This window comes from Streptomyces sp. NPDC127119 (genome assembly GCF_042677425.1).
Classification (GTDB): Bacteria; Actinomycetota; Actinomycetes; order Streptomycetales; family Streptomycetaceae; genus Streptomyces.
Map to the genome: position 1 here is coordinate 21,017 of NZ_JBHXTO010000034.1, position 22,533 is coordinate 43,549.

The 22,533-nt window shown below is 72.5% G+C and carries 23 protein-coding genes and 1 pseudogene; 10 read left to right on the forward strand and 14 right to left on the reverse strand.

The features are described 5' to 3' along the window. Nucleotides 1-94: 94 nt before the first annotated feature. Complete coding sequence (locus ACFVH5_RS17520; protein ID WP_385834559.1) at nt 95-226, forward strand: hypothetical protein; 132 nt, start codon at nt 95-97, stop codon at nt 224-226. Between the two features lie 95 nt (nt 227-321). Here the strand turns inward: ACFVH5_RS17520 and ACFVH5_RS17525 are convergent, their stop codons facing one another. Continuing rightward, nucleotides 322-978, reverse strand: a complete 657-nt coding sequence (locus ACFVH5_RS17525; RefSeq protein WP_385834560.1) for a DUF3105 domain-containing protein — start codon at nt 976-978, stop codon at nt 322-324. Between the two features lie 92 nt (nt 979-1,070). After that, on the reverse strand, nt 1,071-1,463 hold the full coding sequence (locus ACFVH5_RS17530; RefSeq protein ID WP_385834561.1) for a hypothetical protein: 393 nt from the start codon (nt 1,461-1,463) through the stop codon (nt 1,071-1,073). Between the two features lie 187 nt (nt 1,464-1,650). Here ACFVH5_RS17530 and ACFVH5_RS17535 point away from each other — a divergent pair, with 187 nt between their 5' ends. Next, nucleotides 1,651-2,205, forward strand: coding sequence for a TetR/AcrR family transcriptional regulator (locus tag ACFVH5_RS17535; protein ID WP_385834602.1), 555 nt, complete (start codon nt 1,651-1,653; stop codon nt 2,203-2,205). A 223-nt stretch (nt 2,206-2,428) separates the two neighbouring features. On the opposite strand, the gene ACFVH5_RS17540 is transcribed toward ACFVH5_RS17535, so the two are convergent. Then, entirely contained in the window at nt 2,429-3,685 is a 1,257-nt protein-coding gene (locus tag ACFVH5_RS17540) for a damage-control phosphatase ARMT1 family protein (protein WP_385834562.1), read from the reverse strand. A gap of 77 nt (nt 3,686-3,762) precedes the next feature. Then, nucleotides 3,763-5,175, reverse strand: coding sequence for a S1 family peptidase (locus tag ACFVH5_RS17545; protein ID WP_385834563.1), 1,413 nt, complete (start codon nt 5,173-5,175; stop codon nt 3,763-3,765). 292 nt (nt 5,176-5,467) lie between these two features. Here ACFVH5_RS17545 and ACFVH5_RS17550 point away from each other — a divergent pair, with 292 nt between their 5' ends. Continuing rightward, the gene (locus ACFVH5_RS17550) at nt 5,468-6,502 is read left to right on the forward strand and encodes an alpha/beta fold hydrolase (RefSeq protein ID WP_385834564.1); all 1,035 of its coding nucleotides are present in this window, start codon (nt 5,468-5,470) and stop codon (nt 6,500-6,502) included. Here the strand turns inward: ACFVH5_RS17550 and ACFVH5_RS17555 are convergent. Then, a pseudogene (locus ACFVH5_RS17555) lies at nt 6,429-6,668 on the reverse strand (response regulator transcription factor); the annotation flags it as partial. The gene ACFVH5_RS17550 and the pseudogene ACFVH5_RS17555 sit on opposite strands and share 74 nt — an antisense overlap. A gap of 113 nt (nt 6,669-6,781) precedes the next feature. On the opposite strand from ACFVH5_RS17555, the gene ACFVH5_RS17560 reads away from it, so the two are divergent. Together ACFVH5_RS17560 and ACFVH5_RS17565 are read left to right on the forward strand one after the other, a co-directional pair. Continuing rightward, entirely contained in the window at nt 6,782-6,964 is a 183-nt protein-coding gene (locus ACFVH5_RS17560; RefSeq protein ID WP_385834565.1) for a hypothetical protein, read from the forward strand. Then, nucleotides 6,961-7,827: an ABC transporter permease gene (locus tag ACFVH5_RS17565; protein WP_385834566.1), complete on the forward strand. Its 867-nt coding sequence runs from the start codon at nt 6,961-6,963 to the stop codon at nt 7,825-7,827. The genes ACFVH5_RS17560 and ACFVH5_RS17565 overlap by 4 nt, the downstream gene beginning before the upstream one ends. A gap of 92 nt (nt 7,828-7,919) precedes the next feature. On the opposite strand, the gene ACFVH5_RS17570 is transcribed toward ACFVH5_RS17565, so the two are convergent. From ACFVH5_RS17570 to ACFVH5_RS17590, 5 genes are all read right to left on the reverse strand, one after another. After that, the gene (locus ACFVH5_RS17570; protein ID WP_385834567.1) at nt 7,920-8,450 is read right to left on the reverse strand and encodes a hypothetical protein; all 531 of its coding nucleotides are present in this window, start codon (nt 8,448-8,450) and stop codon (nt 7,920-7,922) included. A 106-nt stretch (nt 8,451-8,556) separates the two neighbouring features. Beyond that, a complete protein-coding gene (locus tag ACFVH5_RS17575; protein WP_385834603.1) occupies nt 8,557-9,360 on the reverse strand; it encodes a class F sortase in 804 nt (267 codons plus the stop codon). 76 nt (nt 9,361-9,436) lie between these two features. Continuing rightward, on the reverse strand, nt 9,437-10,048 hold the full coding sequence (locus tag ACFVH5_RS17580) for a hypothetical protein (protein ID WP_384809867.1): 612 nt from the start codon (nt 10,046-10,048) through the stop codon (nt 9,437-9,439). 432 nt (nt 10,049-10,480) lie between these two features. Further along, complete coding sequence (locus ACFVH5_RS17585) at nt 10,481-10,957, reverse strand: GNAT family N-acetyltransferase (protein ID WP_385834568.1); 477 nt, start codon at nt 10,955-10,957, stop codon at nt 10,481-10,483. A 35-nt stretch (nt 10,958-10,992) separates the two neighbouring features. Further along, on the reverse strand, nt 10,993-12,009 hold the full coding sequence (locus tag ACFVH5_RS17590; protein ID WP_385834604.1) for a zinc-binding alcohol dehydrogenase family protein: 1,017 nt from the start codon (nt 12,007-12,009) through the stop codon (nt 10,993-10,995). 304 nt (nt 12,010-12,313) lie between these two features. On the opposite strand from ACFVH5_RS17590, the gene ACFVH5_RS17595 reads away from it, so the two are divergent. The 5 genes from ACFVH5_RS17595 to ACFVH5_RS17615 all read left to right on the forward strand — a co-directional run bounded on the left by ACFVH5_RS17595 (nt 12,314) and on the right by ACFVH5_RS17615 (nt 17,488). Further along, on the forward strand, nt 12,314-14,578 hold the full coding sequence (locus ACFVH5_RS17595; RefSeq protein ID WP_385834569.1) for a hypothetical protein: 2,265 nt from the start codon (nt 12,314-12,316) through the stop codon (nt 14,576-14,578). Between the two features lie 129 nt (nt 14,579-14,707). Then, nucleotides 14,708-15,277, forward strand: coding sequence for a hypothetical protein (locus ACFVH5_RS17600; RefSeq protein WP_385834570.1), 570 nt, complete (start codon nt 14,708-14,710; stop codon nt 15,275-15,277). Between the two features lie 220 nt (nt 15,278-15,497). Then, nucleotides 15,498-16,124, forward strand: a complete 627-nt coding sequence (locus ACFVH5_RS17605) for a hypothetical protein (protein ID WP_385834571.1) — start codon at nt 15,498-15,500, stop codon at nt 16,122-16,124. Nucleotides 16,125-16,205: 81 nt separating this feature from the next. Beyond that, the gene (locus ACFVH5_RS17610; protein ID WP_385834572.1) at nt 16,206-16,889 is read left to right on the forward strand and encodes a sensor histidine kinase; all 684 of its coding nucleotides are present in this window, start codon (nt 16,206-16,208) and stop codon (nt 16,887-16,889) included. Further along, nucleotides 16,886-17,488: a DNA-binding response regulator gene (locus ACFVH5_RS17615; protein ID WP_385834573.1), complete on the forward strand. Its 603-nt coding sequence runs from the start codon at nt 16,886-16,888 to the stop codon at nt 17,486-17,488. The genes ACFVH5_RS17610 and ACFVH5_RS17615 overlap by 4 nt, the downstream gene beginning before the upstream one ends. Nucleotides 17,489-17,519: 31 nt before the next feature. On the opposite strand, the gene ACFVH5_RS17620 is transcribed toward ACFVH5_RS17615, so the two are convergent. From ACFVH5_RS17620 to ACFVH5_RS17635, 4 genes are read right to left on the reverse strand one after another with little or no spacing between them, the layout of a single operon-like run. Further along, nucleotides 17,520-19,106 carry an ABC transporter ATP-binding protein gene (locus tag ACFVH5_RS17620; RefSeq protein WP_385834574.1) on the reverse strand — a complete coding sequence of 529 codons (1,587 nt, stop codon included), beginning with the start codon at nt 19,104-19,106 and terminating at the stop codon, nt 17,520-17,522. After that, nucleotides 19,103-19,960: an ABC transporter permease gene (locus tag ACFVH5_RS17625; RefSeq protein WP_385834575.1), complete on the reverse strand. Its 858-nt coding sequence runs from the start codon at nt 19,958-19,960 to the stop codon at nt 19,103-19,105. Before ACFVH5_RS17625 ends, ACFVH5_RS17620 begins: the two co-directional genes overlap by 4 nt. Continuing rightward, nucleotides 19,957-20,910: an ABC transporter permease gene (locus ACFVH5_RS17630; RefSeq protein WP_385834576.1), complete on the reverse strand. Its 954-nt coding sequence runs from the start codon at nt 20,908-20,910 to the stop codon at nt 19,957-19,959. Before ACFVH5_RS17630 ends, ACFVH5_RS17625 begins: the two co-directional genes overlap by 4 nt. Beyond that, entirely contained in the window at nt 20,907-22,487 is a 1,581-nt protein-coding gene (locus ACFVH5_RS17635; protein WP_385834578.1) for an ABC transporter substrate-binding protein, read from the reverse strand. The genes ACFVH5_RS17630 and ACFVH5_RS17635 overlap by 4 nt, the downstream gene beginning before the upstream one ends. Nucleotides 22,488-22,533 lie beyond the last annotated feature (46 nt).

The following is a 22,533-nucleotide window of genomic DNA, read 5'->3' on the forward strand; positions in this document are numbered from 1 at the left end:
CCGGGCCCCCCGGCGCTGGTACCCGCTCCTGTACACCCTGGTGTTGTAACGGCCCTGGGGTACAACCGCCGGGCACCCCGCGCCCCGTCGCAAGTTGCACGCCCCCAGGGCCCGCTACCGCCTCCGCCAGATCGCCCAGCTCACCGACGGCACCTGCCCGGACCCCGAACGCCACCTGGAGACCATGCTCGTCCTGACCTGGCTGCTCTCGCCGGCAGCCGCCTAGACGCCCGGGTGCCGACGGCATCCGGGTTCCGGCGCGGCGCCGGGCTCCGTACTCCGGCGGGGAGCCCGGCGCCGTCGATCAAGCGGTCAAGCCGGTCAGGCCGCGTCGATGCCGTTGGTGCAGGCGGCTCCCGGCTCAGGGGTCTGCGGGCCCTGCACATACTTCGTGAGGAACTGCTGGACCCGCGGGTCGGACGCCTTCTCGACGGTCAGCTGCTTGCCCCAGGCGGACAGCATGAGCGCCCCGGCCTGGTCCTCGACCGGACTCATCAGCGTGTAGGGCGTCTTGGCGACCTTGTCGGCGAGCGTCTTCACATCGGCGTCCGCCGCCTTGTCGTTGTACGTGATCCAGACCGCGCCGTGCTCCAGCGAGTGCACCGCGTTCTCGTTCGGTATCGCCTTCGTGTAGACCGAGCCGTCACACGTCATCCACGCCTGGTTGTGGTCGCCGCCGACCGGCGGATTCATCGGGTACGACACGGGCTTCGAGACATGGTTCTGGGTCAGCTTCTTCGCGTTCCAGGACTTCTCGCCCTCGACCGGCTTCTTCGCCGCGGCCTGCTGCTGCTCGTCCTTCTCGTTGGCCCGGTCGACGTAGTACGCGCCGAATCCGACGAGCCCGACGACGATGGCCGTGCTGATCGAGATGGTCAGGACGCGGTTCCGGCGCTCACGGGCCTTCTCGGCACGGCGCATCTCCTCGATACGCGCCTTGCGGGCCGTGGCGGCCGACTTCTTGCTGGTTCTGCTCATGGGAATGCGTTCCTTGTCCCCGCCGCGCCGGATCGACCGGGCGGGCGGCGATGGGTGAGGGGTCGGACGGACGTCGTCGTACGGACGCCGGTCTAGATCCGCTGCACCTGGAGGACATGGAGGTCGGGGGCCCCGCGGGCGGGCGGCAGCACGGGCACGCGCTCCGCCGTGGCCGCGGGTGTCACGACGGGCATCCGGGGCGCCACCGCGGGCAGCGGGTGGGCGCCCACCGGCAGCACGGCGCGTGCCTCGTGCGTGGGCAGCCCGCAGCACTGGTCGTGCTGGGCGGGGGAGGCCAGCCGTTCGTGCGGGACGGAGACGGTGACCACCGGCGCCGCGACCGGAGCGGTCCGGCCGTGCGCCGGTACGTACCCGAGGCAGGCCACCAGTACCGCGAGCAGCACGCCGAGCAGGACGGCCAGGGCAGGGCACAGCGCCGCGTCGCGGGTGACGCGGCGCGCTCGCGGTGGCGTCCGGCTGCTCATCCCCGTGATGGTATGCGCTGCCTGTGGCAGTGCTCCCGGTACCCCGCACAAAGACGAACCGCCCTCTCCCATCGGCGCGTAGACACTGTCTACGCGGCACTGGTAGACAGTGTCTATGAGCGAACGGGAAGCGGAAGCGGGCCAGGGAGAACCGGGCCGGGGAGACGCAGGCCGGGGAGAAGCGGGGATGCGGGCCCGGCTGGTGGCCGTCGGCGTGGAACTGGTGACCCAGGAGGGCGTACAGGCCCTGTCCCTGCGGGAGATCGCCCGCAGGGCCGGTGTCTCGCACGGCGCGCCCCGCCGCTACTTCCCGACGCACCTGGAACTGCTGTCCGCGATCGCGCGGGAAGGATTCGCCGAGCTGGGGGCCGAGGTGGCCGAGGAGTTGCGCGGCGGTGAGAAGGCACCGCGGGCCCAACTCGCCGCGCTGGCACGGATCTACGTCGACTACGCGCTGTCCCACCGCGGCATGTACGAGCTGATGTTCCGCCACGACCTGCTGGAGAGCGACCGCCTGGGCCTGCGCGAGACCAGCCTGCCGCTCTTCCAGACCATGGTGGACCTGGTGGGCCGGGCCCGCCCCGACGTGCGGGCCCCGGAGGTCGCGGGCGCGCTCTGGGCCAACCTGCACGGCGTCGCGCAGCTGTGGGGCTGGGGCAGTCTCCGGCTCGCGACGGGGGCGGACGGTGTCGAATCCTTCGTACGGGCCGCTCTGGACGCCCACCTCGGACCGGAGCGGTGAACGCGGCGCTCCGGCAACGCCTCACGCTTCAGCGCAGGTCCAGTGGATCAGCACCGGCTGTCTCATCGCGGTCGCCTGTCTGCTCGTCCTCGCCGCCGCCGCCGCGGCGCTCGGCGCGCTGTCGGCCACCGGACTGCCCACCGCATCGGACGACGGAAGGCCGGCGGTCAGGGTCTGACCTGGATCGGGTGCGGGTCAGACCCGGATCGGGGCCCGACCCGGATCAGCGCCTGACCTGGATGAGGGCATGCGTTCCGCTCGTACGCCAGGACTCCGCGCCCGCGTCCAGTTCCGCCAGGGTGGCGGGCGTCAGCCCGGTCATGACGTCGCACTTGAGTGTCCGCAGGGCCGCCACCGGGCCCGGGAAGTACGCGGTGGCCCCGGCGAACGGCGTGGTGGCCGGCCAGTGCCGATCGCCCACCAGGCGGCGGTAGTTGAGGTCGCCCTTCATGACGGTGAGCGTGGCGGACGCGAAGTCCTCCCGGAGGTCGGCGGGCATCCGGTCGTAGGGGTGCGGCGCGCAGAAGAAGGGGTGGCTGCGCAGGATCAGCCGCCCGTCGCCGACGGCGTCCCGCAGCCGTCCGCCGACCTCTGCGGCGCGACCGGACGCCCCGGTCAGCCGGTCGAGACAGGCGAGCGTGTCGGTGGTGGTGGCGTCGGAGACGTAGTACGGGTACGGCTTGAGGTGCAGGACGACGGAGGCGGCCCGGCCGGTGGCCAGCAGGTGGTCGGCGAGGACGAGGTCGGGGAGCAGTTCGGGGCCGGCGTTGTCGGCGACGAGACAGACCTTGCCGGGACCGCCGGGCCCACTTGGCCCACCTGTCTCTCCGGGGGCACCCGGCTCTCCGGCCGGGAGGAGGTCCCACAGCGCGTCCGAGTCGTCGACGACGAGTCCCTGGACCCGGTCGCCCAACCCGGCCTCACCCGCTGACAGTTGGAAGCCGAGGTCGGCCCGGTTGCCCCAGAGGGAGGAGAGCAGGAGCGTACGGTCCCGCTCGTCCGGGGGCAGTTCGGCGAGGCGGTCGAGCGCGGAGAGTTCGTCGTCGACCTTGGAGCCCGCGAGTTCGGCGTTCTTGAAGGGGGCGAAGGGGTCGATGCCCAGCCAGGGTCCCGGGGTGAAGTGCCGCAGAGCGGCCAGGAGTTTGCGGTAGAAGAAGCTCTCCGCCCAGAGGAACGGCACGTCCGCCCAGCGCTGCCCGTAGTACGGCTCGTCCCGCCAGAGGCCGGCGCTCGGCTCGTCGTCGTCCAGCCGCGCGATGGACCCCTTGGTGATCTCGTCGAGGAGGGCGTCCAGTGCGCGCTGCTGCTCGGGTGGATACGGGGTGGCCCGCCGGACGCGCTCGATGAGGGCCGGGTGCCGCTCGTCCAGCACGCTGCGGGCGAAGGAGCCCGGGGTGCCGGTCACCACGGGGGCAGGGGCGGAGGGGGCGGCTTCGGCGTCGGCGGGGGCTCGGCCGGTGTCCTGACTGGGGTGCGTCATGGCCCCAGTAAACCGTCCGTGCCTGCCGCCCGCGGCCGGCCGGGCAGGGTGTCAGCCCGCGGCCCGCCGGGCGGGTGTCAGCCCCAGCTCTGCGAGTACTGGTTGCGGTAGCGCTTGCGGCCCCGCTCCGAACGGATCCGCAGGGCCACCAGCGCGAGCAGACTCCCCGCGATGACGAACAGCCCCGGGCCGAGGTTCCGGTACTCCCCGAGCCGCTCCAGTGCCGAGGAGGCGTTGTCGGTCTGCCCCTGGGGAACCGTGTCCGCCGGTCCCATGGCCCCGGGCAGGGCCGCGCCGGGAGCGGTCGAGGCGGTGCCGGGCGGTACCGCCGCGCCCGCGTCGTTGCCCGTGCCGCCGTCGGCGCCGGCCGAGGACGGGGCCCGACCGGCCGCCGCGGGATCGATCGTCAGCTTCACACCGAGCGAGGTCAGCGCCTTGGTCACCGGCTGGAAGAACGTCGTACCGCCGGCCTGGCAGTCCCCGCTGCCGCCCGAGGTGACACCCATGGCCAGCCCGTCGGCGAACATGGGGCCGCCGCTGTCGCCCGGTTCGGCGCACACCGTGGTCTCGATGAGCCCGGTGACCGTGCCCTGCGGGTAGTTCACCGTCGCGTTCAGGCCGGTCACCTGGCCGGACTGGAGCCCCGTGGTGCTGCCGCTGCGGAAGACCTTCTGGCCGACGGCCGGATCGGCCGCTCCGATGATCCGTACGCCCTGGCCGTTGCCGACCGTCACGATGTCGGCGCCGCTGAGGGCGGTGCCGGAGTTGTACTGCACGAGCGAGAAGTCACCGCCGGGGAACGAGCCGGAGACGGTGGAGCCGACCGGCTTGGCCCCCTGCTGGTCGGAGAACCACGCGGTCCCCACGGGCCCGCAGTGGCCGGCCGTGAGGATGAAGTTGTTCTGGCCGTTGGTCACGTTGAAGCCCGCCGAACAGCGTCCCGAGCCCGCGAAGAGCGCGTCGGCGCCGTTCAGCCGCGGGGTGAACGTGCCCTCGGTCCGCTCCATGCGCACGGAGGCGCCGATGCCCTCGGCGACCGCGGTCAGCCGGGCCCACGCGGCCTTGGAGACGGTGGTGTCGGCGCGGACCACCACCTGATTGGTCGCGTAGTCCATCGCCCAGGAGGTACCGGCCACCTTGGGCGCGTCCTTCAGCGCCTCGGTGGCGGACTTCAGGTCCCGCATGGTGTAGCGGACGACCTTGGCCACGGCGCCGCCCTCGCGCACCTCGGCCGCGGCCTTCTCGTCGGTCACCGCGACGACCGGGCGCCCCTTGGCGTCGATCCAGCTGCCCGCCGTACGCGAGGTGCCCAGTTCGGAGACCAGTTCCTGTCCCGTGCGGGCGGCCCGGGTCTCGGCGTTGGGAGCCTTCGTGCCGTCCGACGAGGTCTCGCTCGCCATGGCCTGCGTGACCATCAGCCCTCCGCAGGCCAGCCCGCCGATGGCGGCGAACCGTGCGATTCGCTGAACATTACGTCGTGCATGCCTCATTCACGGCTCCCGTGCGACTGTCCTGACACAGCGTCACTCCTGTTGCGGGCGAACCCGCGAGGTGAACGCCCTCACTTCAGTACGTGCCGCCGCGCGGTCCGGTTCACCGAGCCGCCCGGCCGTTCGGAGACGGCGTGAACCCGCCGGTCGTCAGGACCGGGCCGCGCGACACGTTTTGCCGAAACGGCAAGGTCCCTCGCCGCTCGGCGGAGGCACCCGCATGATCGGCAGCAGAGCGCTGAGCGGTTCGGCAGCTCGGCGGTCGGGACAGTCGAAGCCAGGAGGACGACGTATGTCGCAGGAAGCCAGCCCGTTCACCCCGGCGGGCGCCACGCATCGGACGGTGGACGTCCCAGGTGGCCGGATCCACCTGGTCGAACAGGGCACCGGCCCGCTGGTCCTGCTGATCCACGGCTTCCCCGAGCTGTGGCACTCGTGGCGCCACCAGCTCCCCGCGCTCGCCGCGGTGGGCTACCGGGCGGTCGCCATCGACGTACGCGGCTACGGGCGCTCCTCGGCGCCCGACGACGTGGAGGCGTACCGGATCGGGGCCCATGTAGAGGACAACGTGGCGGTCGTCCGCGCGCTCGGCGAGGAGACCGCGGTGATCGTCGGCCACGACTGGGGCTCGACCATCGCCGCCGACTCCGCACTGCTCAGGCCCGACGTCTTCACCGCCGTCGGCCTGCTCGGGGTGCCGTACGCGCCCCGGGGCGGGATGAGGCCGACCGACGCCTTCGCCATGATCGGCGAGGACGAGGAGTTCTACGTCAGCCACTTCCAGGAGCCGGGCCGCGCGGAGGCGGAGATCGAACCGGACGTACGCGGATGGCTCGCCGGCTTCTACGCGACGCTGGCCGGCGACACGATGCCCGCGTCGGGAGAGGGCACGGGATCGGGCGCGGTGTTCTTCGTCCCGAAGGGCGGCAGGCTCTCGGACCGGTTCGTGAAGGACCGCCCGTCCTGGCTCACGGACGAGGAACTCGACTACTGCGCGGCCGAGTTCGAGCGGACCGGCCTCACGGGAGCACTGAACCGCTACCGCAGCATGGACCGCGACTGGGAGGACCTCGCCGACTTCGACGGCGCCCCCCTCACCCAGCCGTCGCTCTTCGTCGCGGGTGAACTCGACGCGTCCATCGCCTGGTTGGCCGACGCGATCAAGGCGTTCCCCGGCACGCTCCCCGGCCTGGTCTCCTCGCACCTCGTCGAGGGGTCCGGCCACTGGGTGCAGCAGGAGCGCCCGGACGAGGTCAACCGCCTCCTGACCGACTGGCTGCGGTCGCTCGACGGCCCGACGCCACCAGCCCCGACTCGTACGCGATGATCACGAGCCGGACCCGGTCCCGGGCGTCCAGCTTGGTGAGCAGCCGGGACACATAGGTCTTGGCGGTGGCGACGCTGATGGAGAGCCGTTCGGCGATCTCGGTGTTCGACAGCCCGCCACCGACGAGCGCGAGGACCTCGCGCTCCCGGCCGGTGATACCGCCGACCGTGCGCGCGGAGGGGGCCGCGTTCGTGGCCCGCGGCACCCGCCCGAGCGTGACGGTACGGGCCCCCGGACCTCTCGGCGCTCGCGGAACTGATGGCGGGGGAGGGGGCGGAGGTGCTTCAGCGGGAAGCGGGCACGCTGACGGTGATCGGTCTGAGTGCCGAGCGGATCGGTGAACTCGCCTTGCTTAAACGGGTGTTGCTGCATGAGCTGGCCACCCGGTCCGCGTCCCTGGAGGAGGCCTTCATGGAACTCACCGCGGACAGCGTCGACCATGTCGCGGGAGCGGACCGATGACCGACACCGGCGGCGTCGACAGCACGACCGCGGGCACGGCCGTACGGGGTCAAGTCGCCGTCCCTCGTGCCCGGTTCCGTGATCTCGTCGCCGCCGAGTGGACCAAGTGGTGGTCGCTGCGTTCCAGCGGCTGGGCGCTGGTGGCCACCGCGCTGACCGTCGTCGGCTTCAACGTCGGCATGGCCTATGACACGTACCGCCACTGGTCGGAGCGGGACACGGCGTCACGGGCCGACTTCGTCCGGGACGGGATTCCGCTGTCGATCGCGTTCTCCACGGACGCCGCCATGCTGCTCATGCTGGCTCTCAGCGCCATCGGCGCGACGGTGATCGTGGGCGAGTACCGGACCGGACTGATCCGCACGACGTTCGCCGCCGTACCGGCCCGCCGTTCGGTGATGGCGGCGAAGGTGTGCGTGGTCGCGGCCGTCACGACGGTGTTCGGGGCGGTCGTCTCCGTCGCCTCGTTCGGCCTGACCCAGGCCGTCCTGTCCGGCCGGGACGCCGGTGTGGCGTTCGGCCACCCCGGTGCCCTGCGCCTCGTCGTGGCGTCCGCGCTCCTCGCGCCGGTGTCCGCACTGGTCGGCCTGGCACTCGGCGCCGTCCTTCGGCACAGCGCGCCCACGATGACGGCCAATGTGGTGGTTCTCCTGCTGCTGTCCCTGATCTTCAGCGCCGACCGCCACTGGGCGGCCGTCGTCGACCACGCTCTGCCGGCGGGCGCGTGGAACCGGCTGACGGCCGTCGGCCACCAGCCGGTCGCGCACCCGTGGACGGCCGGCGGGGCGTGGACCGTCTACGCGGTCTGGGCCGTGGCCGCGGCGGTCGTCGCGGTGGCCTCCGTGCGGCGCCACGACCAGTGACAGGGCAGGCCTGCCGCTTCGGCACACCGTTGAAGCTTGTCGCCTCCCGTCGCCTCCCGTCGCCGCCCGTTGCCGTCTGTTGTCGGCAGTCGCTAGGCGCGGGTCCCGTGCAGGGCGGTGCGGGCGACGCCGACGAAGTCCACGACCGCCTCCCAGAACGGGGGGTAACAGTCCTTGAACCGCCGGCCCGCGTCCTCCTCACCGGCGATCATCGCGTCGAGCGCCCGGTAGTTGGCGCTGGTGGAGCGGCGCAGCCGGTCCGCAGCCGAGGCGACCTCCGGCGGGCCCTCCAGGTCCGCCACCCAGACCCGCTGGCGCAGCACCGCGTACTCGCCGCGCAGCCGGATCCGCAACTCCCGCAGGGCGACCAGTCGTTCGTCGGGGTCACCGATCTCGTGGGCGTCGGTCACTGTCCAGTACAGGTCGCCCATGCGCTGGGCCTGTTCGATGAGGTCGACGTACGCCGCGCGGCGGGCGGCCCTGAGGCCGTCCGCCTGTACGGTCGCGGCGGCGGCGTCCGCCTGTATGCGGGCCGCGCGTGCGGTGCCGCGGCTGGTCACCCAGCTCGCGAGCACCGCGGTCGCGGCCGTCAGCGCGGCCACCCACAGCGTGCTGTCGCCCATACCGAAACAGTCCCCGTCCTCGCCTTGGCCAGATGCTCCGCAGGAGTGTGGCACGGGGACAAGTCACGGGGTGCAAGCCACGGGGTGCAGGCCACGGGTACAAGTCCTAGGCGTGGCGGGAGGGTTCGAGGATGTTCGTCAGATGGGCGAAGACGACGACATTGCTCTTGTAGCCGGAGTGCCGGTCGTACACGCCTCCGCAGGTGATCAGTCGCAGCTCCGGACGCTTTCGTGCGCCGTAGACCTCCCGGCTGGGGAAGCGCGCCTTCTCGTACATGCGGACGGCGTCCACCGTGAAGACGGCGGTACGTCCGTCGGCACGCAGGGCCTCGACGAGTCGGCCCGGTTTCAGCGTGCTCAGGCCGGCGAAGACGGCGGGTCCGGTACGGGTGTCCAGATGGCCGACCACCACGGCGGTGCCCGTTTCTCCGGGTGACGGCCCGCCCTCGTACCAGCCGGCCAGTCTGGGCTTGTCGACCGGCGGGGTGGTGAGCTGTTGACGCCGGTCCAGGCCGAGCCCGACGAGCGGGGCCTCCAGGCGGAGATCCGGGATGCGCAGGCTGGTGGGCTTGGAACGCGAGAGGGGCTGCGGCTGCCGCGGCTGCTGCTGCGATTGCTGTGGGTTCCGCTGCCGCTGAGGCGGCTTGGGAGGTTGGGGCGGCCGGGATGCCCGGGGTGGCTGGGACGACCGGGGTAGCGGAGGTGGGGGCGACGAGGGTCGCGAGGGACGAGGGGGTGGCGGACTGGGACGGCTGACGGGGGGTTGTGCGGGAGCGGGGGTGCGCCGGGGCTCCGGTGCCGCGGCGGCGGGCGGACCCGGGGACGCCTTCGCGTCCCCGGGTTCCACCGCCGGGGCGGCGACCGGCCCAGCGGGCCGGCCGTCGTCCTCGGACCACCAGATGCCGCCCATCACCAGCGAGAACGCCAGAACCGCGGTTCTCGCCAGGCGGTAGGCACGCGTGCGGTACCAGGGCCTGGGCGCGCGCCTACGCGGCACCGTCGGACCGGCGACGCAGCTGCCGGAGGTAGACGAAGCCGGACACGCCGACCAGGCCCACCGCTCCGGCGGCGGCGACCGCCGACACGGTCGGCGTCTCGGCGAGACCGCCGCCGCCCGCGGGCACGGCGCCGTTGGGGGTCCGCGGCTTGGCGTCGGGCTTGGCCGCCGCGTCCGGCTTGCAGTCGACCTTGAACACCTTCGTCTTGCCCGCGCCCGACCCGCCCAGGATCTTCCAGGTGAGCTTGTACTGGCCGTCCGGCAGCGCCAGCGTGTCCGTGTAGCCGGTGCCGATCGGAAGGGTCAGGGTGCCGTTGAGCGTGGCGCTGGCCGAGGCGGCCGGCTGTGGCTCGATCGTCCACGTGATCCCTTGCACGCCGTCGAAGTTGAAGGCGGCCAGATAGAACTTGCAGACCTTCGGTTCCGTGCGCTGATCGGTGGGGGACGTCGTCTCCGCGTGGATCTTGACGTCGCCGTTGTCGCCGGGGGCGGCGTGGGCGGCCGGTGCCCCGAGGAGGGCGGCGCCCGCGAGGGCGACCGTGCTGAGGGCTGCGGCGCCGGTGCGGACGCAGGCGGAGCGGGTGAGCGGTGAGGCGGGCATACGAAGTCCTCCGAGCGGAATGATTGTCGTACAAATCGGTTGTGCACCTGACTCCCTTTCACATCCGCCGACGCGAAACGCGCCGCACCGCTGATACCACGTCAGGAATCCCCCGTCCGGACCAACATTTCGACGCTGCACGCCACCAGGAACGGGCCCGCGGCCACGCGCTTCGAGCCCTGCGCCGCGTGCGGGATCCGCTCAGGCTCTGGGCCGCCCCCGCTGTCGGGCTCGGTGCTCGCTCCGCGCCGGGCTCCACGCCGCGCCGCGCGCTGGGCCGCCGTGTCGGGTCGCATCAGGCCGACTCAGCCGAGTCGGGTCCGTGCGTCGGGTGCCCGACAGGCCTCGGCGTGACCCGCGCGTCGAGCGCGGCGGACCGGTCGGCCGGTACGTGCCCACACCCATGCCCACGGCCATGCCCACGCCCGCCGCTCAGGCGTGCCCGTACCGCAGCCAGGTGTACTCGACCGGCTGGCCCGTGTTCCAGGACGCGGCCTCCTCCGCGTCGACCGGGTCGAAGCCCGCTCCGCGGTAGCAGCGCAGGGCGGGTGTGTTCTGCGGGTGGACCCGCATGCAGATCTCCGGGAGTCCGGTCAGTCGTGCCTCCGCGAGCAGCCCACGGACCAGTCGACGGCCCAGGCCCCGCCCACGCACCCCGGGTGCCACGATGATCCGGGCCAGTTCGACCTCGTCCTCCTCGGTGTCGGGCCACAACTCCCCGTACGCGAGCGGGCTTTCGTCCTCCACGAGGGCGTAGGCCGTCACGTCGGGATCCCGCTGCCATGCCGAGACCGTCCGCCCCCGCACCGGGAACTCGCGCAGTCCGCACCACATCAGCACCTCCGTCGGCGTGGTCGGCCAACTCGCCACCAGAGAAGCGTGGTTGATGGTGAAGGGGCTGAGGCGCATCGGGGAACTCCGTCCTCGTGAGGAGTGGGCCGCGGTCAGTGCCAGGGCCCGCCGTCGTCGACCAGTACCGCCGCCCCGTCGAAGCGGCCCGCCTTGAGGTCCCTCAGGGCCTCCGGGGCCCGCGACATCGGATACGGATGCGTCGTGGCACGTACCCGGTGGCGTTCCGCGAGGGCCAGGAAGTCCCGGGCGTCCGCACGGGTGTTGGACGTGACGCTGCGGATCTCCTTCTCGTGGAACAGCTCGCGTTCGTAGTCGAGCGACGGCACATCACTGAGGTGGATGCCCGCGATCGAGAGGATGCCGCCCCGGTCCAGCGCGCGTAGCGCCACGGGCACCAGATCGCCGACCGGAGCGAAGAGGATCGCGCTGTCCAACGGCTCCGGAGGCGCGTCGTACGCCCCCGCCGCCGACGCGGCACCCAGGTCGAGGGCCAGCTGCCGGGCAGCCGGATCCCGCGTCAGCACATGCACGGTCGCACCCTGCGCGAGCGCCACCTGCGCGCAGAGGTGGGCGCTGCCCCCGAACCCGTACAGGCCCAGGCGCCCGCCGGGCGGCAGGGCGGCGCGCAGCAGTGCGCGGTGTCCGATGATGCCCGCGCACAGCAGCGGGGCCAGCGCGATGTCGTCGAGGTCGCCGGGCAGCGGGTGGGCGAAGGCGGCCGGCACGGTCGTGTACTGGGCGTAGCCGCCGTCGGTGTCCCAGCCGGTGTAGCGGGAGTCCGGGCAGAGGTTCTCCGCCCCGCGCAGACAGTACGCGCAGGTGCCGTCGGTACGGCGCAGCCAGGCCACGCCGATCCGGTCGCCGACGCTGTGCCCGGTGACCTCCGCACCGATCCCCGCCACCCGCCCGACGATCTCGTGACCCGGCGTCACCCGTGCCCGGCGCACCGGCAGATCGCCCTCGGTGACGTGCAGATCCGTGCGGCACACACCGCAGGCGCCGACGCGGACGAGGAGTTCGTCGGGCCCCGGCACGGGGACCGGTTTCTCGACGAGCCGCAGCGGCCCGCTCTCCACCGGGCCGGGCTCGGCCACCTCCCAGGCGTACATCGTCCCCATGTCCGCGGTCCCGTCCCCAGTCATGTTCCCATTCTGCGAGCAGAGTCCGCGGGACGCCCTGAGCATGGCGTGAGTGTGGGCGCAGGCACCTCCTGACGAACCGCTTTCACCTGCAGAACCAGCCGTCGGACGGCCACGTCGTATTTCTGCGGGACAACGGAAAGGATCGTTGACGCGGCGGAAGCGCGGTGCCAACGTGCTCGCACCAGTCCTTCCGGCCGGTCGGGACCAGGGGTGGCGTCGCGCGGACGCCACCCGTTGCGCGGCGCGTCGAGCGAACGGAGGGCTTGTCGCCATGTCAACAGCCAGTGGAGACCCGACAACGGGGACGGCCGACTTCTCGGCGACGCCCCTGGCCGACACCTCCTTCCCCGAGGAGTGGGAGAGCGGTCAGGAGAGCGTCCGGGGTGAGTACGCCACCGACGCGAGCACGACGGAACGCACCACGGCGGAAGGCACGGAACGCGGCACGGAACGTGGGACGGAACAGCGCCGGGCCGCAGGTGGACCGGCCGCGCGCGCCGAGTCCGGCGCCGCCCTCCCCGCCCACCGCCCCACCCGTGGCCGCTACCGCGGCATCAGCGGCGGCTACGAACTGACCCTGCGCGTCGACGTCGACAGCGTCCCCGGGGGCCCGAGGGTCCTGCGGAAGGTCAGCGGCGACTTCTCCAGTACGGGCGGCGGTACGCAGGCGTACTTCGGCTCGTTCCTCGTGGACGCGCCCACCGTCTCCTGGACCCCGACGCAGGTCGTCATCAGGGGGATCGCCACCTACACCTGGCAGACCGCGTACACGCTCGTGCGGGTCACCGTCCCGCGCAGCAGGACGAACCAGCGGCCCGGCGCCGCGACCGTCGAATTCCTGCGCCCGCCCGACCAGTTGGGCGCCACCTACGTCTGCCCGTACATCTCGCCGCACTTCCGTACCGTCGAGTGGGAGCAGGACTCCGTCACCGGGGCCGTGCCGTTCCTCTCGTACGACACAGGATCGCTGCCGCAGCCCGCCAACAGCCCCGCCCGGATCCTCACCGTGCCGCGGGCCTACGCCGAGGCCGGTATCGAACTGCTGGTCTCCGGCACCGCGAACGTCATCGCGAACAGCCAGAACGGCTGGACCAACACCGAACTCCACGCCGCCATGGAGACCAACTTCAGTCTCTGGCGCAACGCCCCGCAATGGAAACTGTGGCTGCTGGTCGCCAGCAGCTACGAAGGCATGACCGGCGTGCGCGGCATCATGTTCGACGCCGCCGACTCCTTCCAGCGACAGGGCTGCGCGGTCTTCTACGACCTGATCCAGGGCGCGGGCCCCGAAGAGCAACGCGCCATGCTGCGCACGTACGTCCATGAGATCGGCCATGCCTTCAACCTGCTGCACTCCTGGCAGAAGAACCTGGCCACGCCGCCGGCCCCGCTCGGCGGCAACAACGGCTTCGCGGACCTGTCGTGGATGAACTACCCCCAGAACTACCAGCCGTTGAACGGGAACGGCGGAGCGGCCGCCTACTGGGGCTCCTTCCCCTTCCAGTTCACCGACAACGAGCAGATGCATCTGCGGCACGGCTTCTACCGGGACGTCGTCATGGGGGCCAACGCGTTCGCCACCGGCGCCGCCGACATCGAACCGGCTCTCTTCGACGAGCCCCTCACCGACGAGTCCGGCCTCCGCCTCGGCCTGCGCGCCGACAAGAGCGCCCTCTCGTTCGGCGAACCGGTCGTCGTGGAGCTGAAGCTGGAGACGACCGACCTGCGCGGCCGTGCCACGCACAACCACCTCCACCCCGACGACGAACTCGTCAGCATCGCCATCCGGCAGCCCTCCGGACGCACCGTGCTCTACCGGCCGCTGCTGCGCCGCTGCGTCGACCAGGACCAGACCGTGCGCCTGGACGCCGGCCGGCCCGCGATCTACAGCAGCGCCTACATCGGCTACGGCCGCGACGGGCACTACTTCCAGCAGCCGGGCACCTACCAGCTGCGGGCCGCCTACCTGGCCTCCGACGGGTCCCGGATCGTCTCGCCGGTGCTGCGGCTCGACGTACGGCACCCGGTCAGTCAGGCCGACCTCCGGCTCGCCGAGCTGATGATGGGCGAGGACCAGGGCAAGATCCTCGCCCTGCGCGGCTCCGACTCGCCGTCACTGCGGTCCGGCAACGACGCGCTCCAGGAGGTCATCGAGCGGCACGGCACCCATCCCTTCGCCGTGTACGCGCGCCTCGCCAAGGGCCTCAACTTCGAGCACGAGTTCAAGAGCCTGAGCCCGGACAAGACCGAGCTGACCGTACGGCCCCCGGATCCCAAGTCCGGTATCGAACAGCTCGCCCAGGTCGTGAAGGTCTCCCAGCAGGGCAAGGGCGTCGACAACCTGACGCTCAACCTGGCCTCACGGCGCCTCGCCCGCGCCTACGCCCGCCAGGGCGACCTCGAAGAGGCCAACACCACGCTCGACCGGCTGGTCCGGCACTTCGACACACCCGCGTTCAAGCCGTACGTCAAGGACGCCGTACGCGACCAGGTCGACTCCACGAAGGCGCGGCTCACCGAGGAGTTCGGCGGCTGACCCCGGCCGCCCCGCGCCCGGAAGGGCGCTCACGGGACACCCCTCTGCCCGTGAGCGCCCATTCCGCTCCCCGGAGCGGTACAACTGCACGAACGGGTTCACGCACGGGCACGGGAAGGAGGTCGTCGCGTGATCGACCTCGTCCTGTACGGGCCGGGCGGCCCCCAGCCCCTCGGCCGCCCGGCCACCGTGCGGGTGGAGCTCCGCAACACCGGCGACCACGACCTGTGGATCGCGGGCGTGCTCGACGGCTCCGAGAACGGCCTGCGCTTCCCGCACTACCGGCCGACCGTCACGCGAGCCGGTGAAGGTGAAGGCGAAGGTGTCGGTGAGGGCGACGGCGGGGGCGCAGGTGCCGCCGGGTACGGCACCGTCGTGGCGTCCCCCGCACCGGCCGAGGACCCCCTCGTCGGCCCACTGCGCCCGGCGGACCTGCGCAGACTGGCGCCGGGCGAGTCGTGGGACCCGACCTCGGGCCCCGGCTGCCTGCCCCTCATGACCTTCGCGCACTTCATCCCCAGGCACCCCGGCCGCTACCGCTACACCCTCACGCTCGACACCGACGCCGCCCGGTCCGAGGACTGGCTGGGCGGCTTCGGCGTGCCCGCCGGCACCGAGCGAGAGGACCTCCTGGCGCTCGTCGCACGCGTGCCCCGTACGAGGGTGGTGGCAGCTCCGGTGGAGGTGGACTTCCGCTGAGCGAGCGCCACCGCCAGGAGTCTCGGCCGGCGGCGCTTGAGCAGCTTGACGGGTCGCCACCACGTCGATGCCTTGCCGGACGCCGTGTCGCGACGGGCCGTGACGACACCCCGCCCGACGGCCCGGTGTCGGCGACAATGGCCGGATGCGGGACGGGGAGAACGCTCACGGTACGGGGCTGACCGGGCTCCGGCGTCATACGTGGTGGACCGTGCCGGGCATGGCCGTCGGCGTTCAGCTGCTCTTCGTGGGGGAGTGGATCCTCGACGAGGACGTCTCCCGCTGGGCCCGGGGCCCGGCCGCCGTCGCGCTGGCGGTCGAGGCGGTGGCGAGCGCGGTGCTCCTCACCCGGCGGCTGACGCTCCTGCCCAGGGCGGGTGCGAGCCCCGCGGCGCGACCGCCCGTGGGCTGGCTGATCACCGCGTGCGCCGCCGGGACCGTACTGGCCGTGTGCGCGCTCGCCGTGCGCAACTACGGGCTGTGGGCGGTGGCGCCCGCCACGGTGGTGGCGATCGTCGCGACCTACCTCGCACCGCGGGCCAGACGGCCGCTGATCATCGCTTCCGTGCTCTGCGCGCTCCTGCCCGGCGGTGTCGTCAGTCTGGCCACCGGCGACGGCGAGTCGGTGCACGCCGCGCTCTTCCCGGCCGGGCTGGTCGCGTTCACCGTCTGGGTCGTACTAGGGCCTGTCGTCAAATTCCCGACGTCCGCCCGGAGGGCGGGCCGGGCGGCGTCTGGTGCGTGCTCTCGGTGTGCCGGGCGGAAGCCCTCGTACTGGACGTACTTGGGCTTTCGCCCGGTGCGGCGAGAGGGCGTGCCAGGCGTCGGCCGGCAGGCGGGAATTTGACGACAGGGCCTAGGCCCCCTGTGGGCCTGGGACACCGCACGGCGGCTCGACGAGGCGCGTCGGCTGGAGGCGGAACTGGCGGTGAAGGACGAGCGGCTCAGGTTCGCCGCCGACCTGCACGACATCCAGGGGCATCACCTCCAAGTCATCGCCCTCAAGAGCGAGTTGGCGGCCCGGCTCGTGGCCGCCGACCCGGAGCGCGCCGCCGCCGAGATGCGCGAGGTGCGGCAGCTGGCCGCCGACGCGCTGAGCGACACGCGGGCCGTCGTGCAGGGCTACCGGCGGACGACCCTGGACGACGAGATCACCAACGCGACCCGGGTGCTCGCCGCCGCGGGCATCGACGCGCGCACGAGCCTCGAACCCGCGACGGCCACCGACGGACTCCCCGAGCCGACCCGCCACCTGCTCGGCCTGGTCATGCGGGAGGCCACCACCAACGTGCTCCGGCACAGCAGGGCCCGGCACGCGGAGGTCGACTACCGGGTCACCGGCGGCCTCGCCCGTCTGCGGGTGGGCAACGACGGCGCCGACGAGCCGCTGGACACCGCCCGGCACACGGCCCAGGGCACCGGACTGCACTCACTCGGTGAGCGACTGCGCCTGGCCGAAGGCGAGTTGACCTGGCAGCGCGACGGCGAACACTTCGCGGTCACCGCCCTGCTGCCGACGGGTCCGGCCACGGAGGCCGGCCCGGCCGGTCCCGGAACCACCGCGACCACCGCGGTCGGCCCGGCCGATCCCGGAAAGGGGACGGCACGTTGATCCGTCTGCTGATCGCCGACGACGAGGACCTCCTCAGAAGCGCCCTGGTGGCCCTGCTCGGACTGGAACACGACCTCACCGTGGTCGCCGAGGCCGCCACCACCACCGACGCGGTGCGGCTGGCCCGGGAGCACCGCCCCGACATCGCCGTCCTCGACCTGGAGATGCCGCCCACCGACGGACTGCGGGCCGCCGAGGAGATCAGAGCCGCACTGCCCACCCGGATCGTCCTGGTCACCCGGCACGCCCGCCCCGCCGTACTGCGCCGCGCCCTGACCGCAGGTGTCCGCGGATTCGTCCCCAAGACCACCTCGGCGGCCGTCCTCGCCGGGATCATCCGCGACATCGCGGCAGGCCGCCGATACGTCGATCCTGACATCGCCGCCTCCGCGCTGACCGAGGACGACTGCCCCCTCACCGACCGCGAACTGGAGGTCCTGCGCGCGGCCCGCACCGGCGCCTCGGTCGTTGAGATCGCCGCCGCGGTCCATCTGGCCCCCGGCACGGTCCGGAACTACCTCTCCGCCGCCATGGCCAAGCTGGGCACACCGACCCGGCACGCCGCCGCGCACCACGCCTGGCAGCAGGGCTGGATCTGAACGAGGCCGGTCGCCCGGCCCGGCACCACGCTCAGACCTGCCCCGCCGACCGCACCGACGACTTCACCGCCGGCTCCGCCGACGACTCGACCAGCGACACCGTGAACGGATGCGCGGGCGCCGTGAGGACGTCCCGCGCCGGTCCCTGCTCGACCACCTCTCCGCCGTCCAGCACCGCGATCCGTGTGGCGAGCCGGGCCGTGTCGAGGTCATGGGTGATGAGGACGAGGGAGAGGTCGTCGCGGTCGCGGAGCAGCCCGGCGAGCAGGTCGAGGAGGCCCCGGCGGGTGACCGTGTCGAGCCCGGAGGTGATCTCGTCGCACACCAGGACCCGCGGCCGTGCGAGCAGCGCCCTGGCGAGCGCGGCCCGCTGAAGCTCGCCCCCGGACAGCCGGGCGGGCAGGCGGGCCGCCAACTCATCGCTCAGACCGAGGCTGTCGAGAGTTGCCGACGCCTCGGTCCGCGCCTCCGCGGCAGCCACAGCCCGCAGTCTCACCGCTGTCCTGGCCACCTGGTCCAGGACCGGCCGGTGCTCGTCGAAGGAGGCGCGCGCGTCCTGGAAGACGTACTGCACGGCCGCCAGCCGGTTCCGCCCCCGGTCCCGCAGACTGCGCGGGAGCGCGACCCCGTCGAGCAGCACCTCTCCCTCGTACGTGCGATGGAGTCCGGCAAGACAGCGGGCGAGGGTCGTCTTGCCGCTGCCCGAACGGCCGAGCACGGCGAGGCATTCGCCGGGGTGCACGGCGAGTTCCGGGACGCGCAGGACCTCGGCACCGGGCCGGTGGCGGGCCCGGAGGCCCTGGACCCGCAGTACGGCCTCCGGGCGCGGGCCATGCCGAGCGGCCTCCGCCAACGGCTGCCGGACGGCCAGGAGTTGACGTGTCCAGGGATGGGTGGGAGTCAGCCACACCTGTTCCGTCGGGCCCGACTCCACGACCCTGCCGTCCCGCATCACCAGCACCTCGTCGGCGAGCGCGCGAACCGTCTCCAGGTCGTGGCTGAGCAGGACCACCCCGATTCCGCGCGCGGCGACCGCCGCCAGCTCGTCCACGACCCGGCGTCTGGTGAGCGCGTCCTGGCCGGTGGTGGGCTCGTCCGCCACGACGACCCGGGCGCCGAGCAGCAACGCCTGGGCGAGTACGAGCCGTTGCTGCTGACCGCCCGAGAGCTGATGCGGGAAGCGCCGCAACAACGCTTCGCCATCGTCTAGTTGAGCCGCTTCCAAGGCGTCGAGGACTCCTTTCCGAGCCGCCGCGCGCCGCTCACGACGAGGCATCTCGCGCACCTGAGCCCGCGCGATGTCGTGCAGCAGCGCCCCCACCCGCCGCGCGGGATTGAGCACCGTCGCCGGATGCTGCGGGACATGACCGACCAACGTCTCCGCCACCCGTACGGAACCCTCGACGCGCGCTCCCTGCGGGAACTCGCCCAGCAGCGCACGCCCCGTGGTCGTCTTCCCGCTGCCGGAGGCCCCGACCAGCGCGGTCACCTTCCCAGGCAGCACCCGCAGGCTCACACCGTCGACGATGCGCCTGCCACCGACCTCCACGGTCAGCCCCTCGATCTCCGCCACCACCAAGGGGTCGCTCGGCCTGTCCGAACCGCTCGGCCCGTTCATGAACGCGGCCCCTTCCTGAGTGCCGGGTCCCGGGGCGCCGCGCCCCTGAGCGCCGCGTCGCAGAGCAGATTGCAGCCCATGGTCAGGGCCACGATCAGCAGTGCCGGGACGACCACGGCCCAGGGCTGCACGAACAGCCCCGTACGGTTGCGGTCCACCATCACCGCCCAGTCGGCCGCGTCCGGTGCCACCCCGATACCCAGGAACGCGGCCGTGGCCACCAGATACACGACACCCGTCAGCCGTACCCCCGCGTCGGCGGCGAGCGGGCGCAGGATCGACCGGCCGACATGGCCCACGGCGATACGCCACCACGACTCGCCCTGCATCCGCAGTGCCTCCACCGCAGGCCGTGAGGCCACGTCGGCCGCGGCGGCCCGGACGATACGCGCGGCGTCCGGGATGTTCACGAGCGCCACCAGCAGCGCGAGCCCGGTGGCCCCGGGCGAGAACACGGACGCCACCAGCAGGATCATCAGCAGGGACGGTACGGCGAGCAGCACGTCCAACGGCCGCATCAGTGTCTCCTCCAGCCAGATTCGGTGCGTCAGCGCGCTGATCAGCCCGAGCGGCAGCGCCACCAGATACGCCAGCGCCGTGGCCGTGAGCGCGACGACCACCACGGGCCGGCCGCCGAGCAGCACCTGCCGCCACACGTCACGCCCCACGAAGTCGGTGCCCAGCCAGTGCCCGTCGCCGAGCGTGAACGAGGCGGCCCGCGGCCCGGGACCACCCACGGTCAGCGGCCCGAGCAGAGCGAGCGCGAGCGGCACACCCACCAGGACGGCCCCGAGCACGAAACGCCCGAACGGCAGCTGTCTCCTGAGTACTCGCACACGGCCAAGTGCCTTCACGCGGCCACCTCCGCCCTCGGCGCGAACCGGTGGGCGACCAGATCGGCGCCCAGGTTCAGCACCACCGTGATCACCCCGAAGACCACCGCGAGCCCCTGCACCACGGGCACATCCCGCTCGGCCACGGCGTTCATCAGCACGGTCCCCAGGCCGGGGATCACGAACAGGGCCTCCACGACGATCACCCCGCACAGCAACCAGTCGACGGTGCGGGCGAGTTGCTGAGCGGCCGGTGCGACCGCGTTCGGCAGGGCGTGCGCGTACCGGACCCGGGCGCCCGGAATCCCGTACCGCCGGGCATGCGCGACGTACGGCGAGGCGAGCGCGTCGATCATTCCGGCGCGTACCAGCCGGGACAGTGAGCACACCGGACGGGAGAGGAGGACGAGCACCGGCAGGACCAGGGCGGCCGGATGCGCGAGCAGGTCCGTGCCGTAGCCGACCGCCGTCGGCGGCAGCCAGTCGAGCCGCAGCGCGAACACCGTCACGAGCAGCACCCCGAACGCGAACTCCGGCACCGCGTACACCCCCAGCGTCACCGCACTGACCAGCCGGTCCACGAACCGACCCTCGAACCGTGCGGCCAGCACCCCGAGCCCCACCCCGACCGGCACCAGCAGCACCACGGTCAGCGCGGCGAGCAGCAGCGTCGGCCCGAAGGCACCGGAGAGGTACGAGGTGACGGGCCGCCCGGAGGCCAGGGAGGTGCCGAAGTCGGCGTGCAGGAGCCCGGCCGCCCAGTCGGCTAGCCGTTCGTACGCGGGCCGGTCCAGGTCCAGCGCCTCGCGGATGGCGGCGATCCGCGCCGGGTCGGGCTGGTCCCCGGCGAGGGCCACCGCCGCGTCGCCCGGCAGCGCCTCGGTGAGCGCGAAGACCAGCAGCACCACGGCCACGGTCTGCACACCGCCGAGCAGCAGCCGCCGGGCGGCCCAGGAACCGAGTCCGCTCACGCCAGCCAGACCTTGTCGAACCGTGCCCAGTCGAGCGTGTTGGCGGGCGCCTTGCGGTCAACTCCCTTGACCGTGCGCGCTGTTCCGATGATCCAGTCGGCGAACCCCCACACCAGGAAGCCGCCCTCGGCATACAGTCTGCGCTGCATCCGGCCGAACACGGCGGCGCGCTCCTTGGCGTCCTTCGTGGCCTGCGCCTGCTGGTAGAGAGCGTCGAAGTCCTTGTGGTGCCACTTGGTGGCGTTGGTGGTGGAGTCGGTGAGGAGCCGCTGCGAGATGTGCGCCTCGATGGGCATGGCTCCGGAGCGGTAGCAGCACAGGGTGCCGGAGTCGAGGATGTCGGCCCAGTACGAGTCCTTGCTGCCCATCTTGACGTCGACGGTGACGCCGGCCTTCGCGGCCTGGTCGCGGAAGATGCCGGCCGCCTCGGTGAACCCGGCGGCGACCGCCGACGTGTCCAGGGTGACCTTCAGCTTCTCGGCTCCCGCCTGCTTGAGGAGGGAGCGGGCCCGGTCGAGGTCCTGCTCGCGCTGGGGCAGCCCGTCGGCGTAGTACTCGTACCCCTTGCCGAAGAGGTCGTTGCCGACCACGCCCGCCCCGGACAGTGCCCCGTCGACGAGTTCCTGGCGGTCGGCGATGAGGAAGAACGCCTCGCGGACCCGTTTGTCGTCGAAGGGTGCCCGGTCGGTCTTCATGGCGAAGGCCTGCATGGCGCTGTTGCGCAGCCGCACGATGCCGATCCGGCCCTTGCCCTCGTGGGCGCGGGCGGTCGTCGGGTTCAGCTCATGGGCGTACTCGACCTGCCCGCCGAGCAGGGCGTTGACCCGCGCGGACTCCTCGTTGGCGACGACGAACTCCACCTCGTCGAGGTGCGGGGCGCCGTCCCAGTGGTCGTCGTTGCGCCGGAAGACCGCCGAGCGGCCGGGCGCGAACGACACGAACCGGAACGGTCCCGAGCCGACCGGCTTCTTCTCGAAGTCGGCCGCCGAGGACCCGTCGGGCACGATGTACGCGCCGAACGCGGCCAGCACATTGGGGAATTCGGCGGTCGGCCGCTTGAGTACGAACTCCACGGTCCGCTCGTCGACGGCCCGGCTCGCCTTGAGATCGATGGGTTCGAGGGACGCCTTGGCGCGGAACGCCTTCTCGGGGTCGGCGATCCGGCGGTAGCTGAACAGGACGTCCTCGGCGGTGACGGGCTTCCCGTCGTGGAAGTCGGCCTTGCGCAGGGTGACCTTCCAGCGGTCGAGCCCCGCGTTCGGCTCCCAGCCGGACGCCAGGCGTGGCTGGGCGGAGAGGTCGTCGCCGTAGTCGGCCAGCTTGTCGAAGAGCGCCTTGGCGCGGGCCACGTCGGCGAACAGGTTGGCCAGATGCGGATCGAGCGTCTCGCTCGCACCGCCGCCCGCGAAGGCGGCCCGCAGCCGTCCGCCGCGCCGGGGCTTCCCGTCGTTTGCGTCGCCTCCGCCGCTCTGGTCGCCTGAGCCGTCCGAGCTGCCACAGCCGACGAGCGCGAGGGCGCCGAGACCGGAGGCCGCCGTGAGAAGGCCTCTGCGACGGAGGCCGGGGTGGTCCTGCATGAGGAAGTCCTTGCTGTGTGAGGTACGTGCAGTGCGTGGAGCGCTT

Coding starts and splice junctions, on each gene's coding strand:
- ACFVH5_RS17525 (WP_385834560.1), bottom strand. CDS start 978: ATGAGCAGAACCAGCAAGAAGTCGGCCGCCACGGCCCGCAAGGCGCGT.
- ACFVH5_RS17530 (WP_385834561.1), bottom strand. CDS start 1,463: ATGAGCAGCCGGACGCCACCGCGAGCGCGCCGCGTCACCCGCGACGCG.
- ACFVH5_RS17535 (WP_385834602.1), top strand. CDS start 1,651: ATGCGGGCCCGGCTGGTGGCCGTCGGCGTGGAACTGGTGACCCAGGAG.
- ACFVH5_RS17540 (WP_385834562.1), bottom strand. CDS start 3,685: ATGACGCACCCCAGTCAGGACACCGGCCGAGCCCCCGCCGACGCCGAA.
- ACFVH5_RS17545 (WP_385834563.1), bottom strand. CDS start 5,175: ATGAGGCATGCACGACGTAATGTTCAGCGAATCGCACGGTTCGCCGCC.
- ACFVH5_RS17550 (WP_385834564.1), top strand. CDS start 5,468: ATGTCGCAGGAAGCCAGCCCGTTCACCCCGGCGGGCGCCACGCATCGG.
- ACFVH5_RS17565 (WP_385834566.1), top strand. CDS start 6,961: ATGACCGACACCGGCGGCGTCGACAGCACGACCGCGGGCACGGCCGTA.
- ACFVH5_RS17570 (WP_385834567.1), bottom strand. CDS start 8,450: ATGGGCGACAGCACGCTGTGGGTGGCCGCGCTGACGGCCGCGACCGCG.
- ACFVH5_RS17575 (WP_385834603.1), bottom strand. CDS start 9,360: ATGGGCGGCATCTGGTGGTCCGAGGACGACGGCCGGCCCGCTGGGCCG.
- ACFVH5_RS17580 (WP_384809867.1), bottom strand. CDS start 10,048: ATGCCCGCCTCACCGCTCACCCGCTCCGCCTGCGTCCGCACCGGCGCC.
- ACFVH5_RS17585 (WP_385834568.1), bottom strand. CDS start 10,957: ATGCGCCTCAGCCCCTTCACCATCAACCACGCTTCTCTGGTGGCGAGT.
- ACFVH5_RS17590 (WP_385834604.1), bottom strand. CDS start 12,009: ATGTACGCCTGGGAGGTGGCCGAGCCCGGCCCGGTGGAGAGCGGGCCG.
- ACFVH5_RS17595 (WP_385834569.1), top strand. CDS start 12,314: ATGTCAACAGCCAGTGGAGACCCGACAACGGGGACGGCCGACTTCTCG.
- ACFVH5_RS17605 (WP_385834571.1), top strand. CDS start 15,498: ATGGCCGTCGGCGTTCAGCTGCTCTTCGTGGGGGAGTGGATCCTCGAC.
- ACFVH5_RS17620 (WP_385834574.1), bottom strand. CDS start 19,106: ATGAACGGGCCGAGCGGTTCGGACAGGCCGAGCGACCCCTTGGTGGTG.
- ACFVH5_RS17635 (WP_385834578.1), bottom strand. CDS start 22,487: ATGCAGGACCACCCCGGCCTCCGTCGCAGAGGCCTTCTCACGGCGGCC.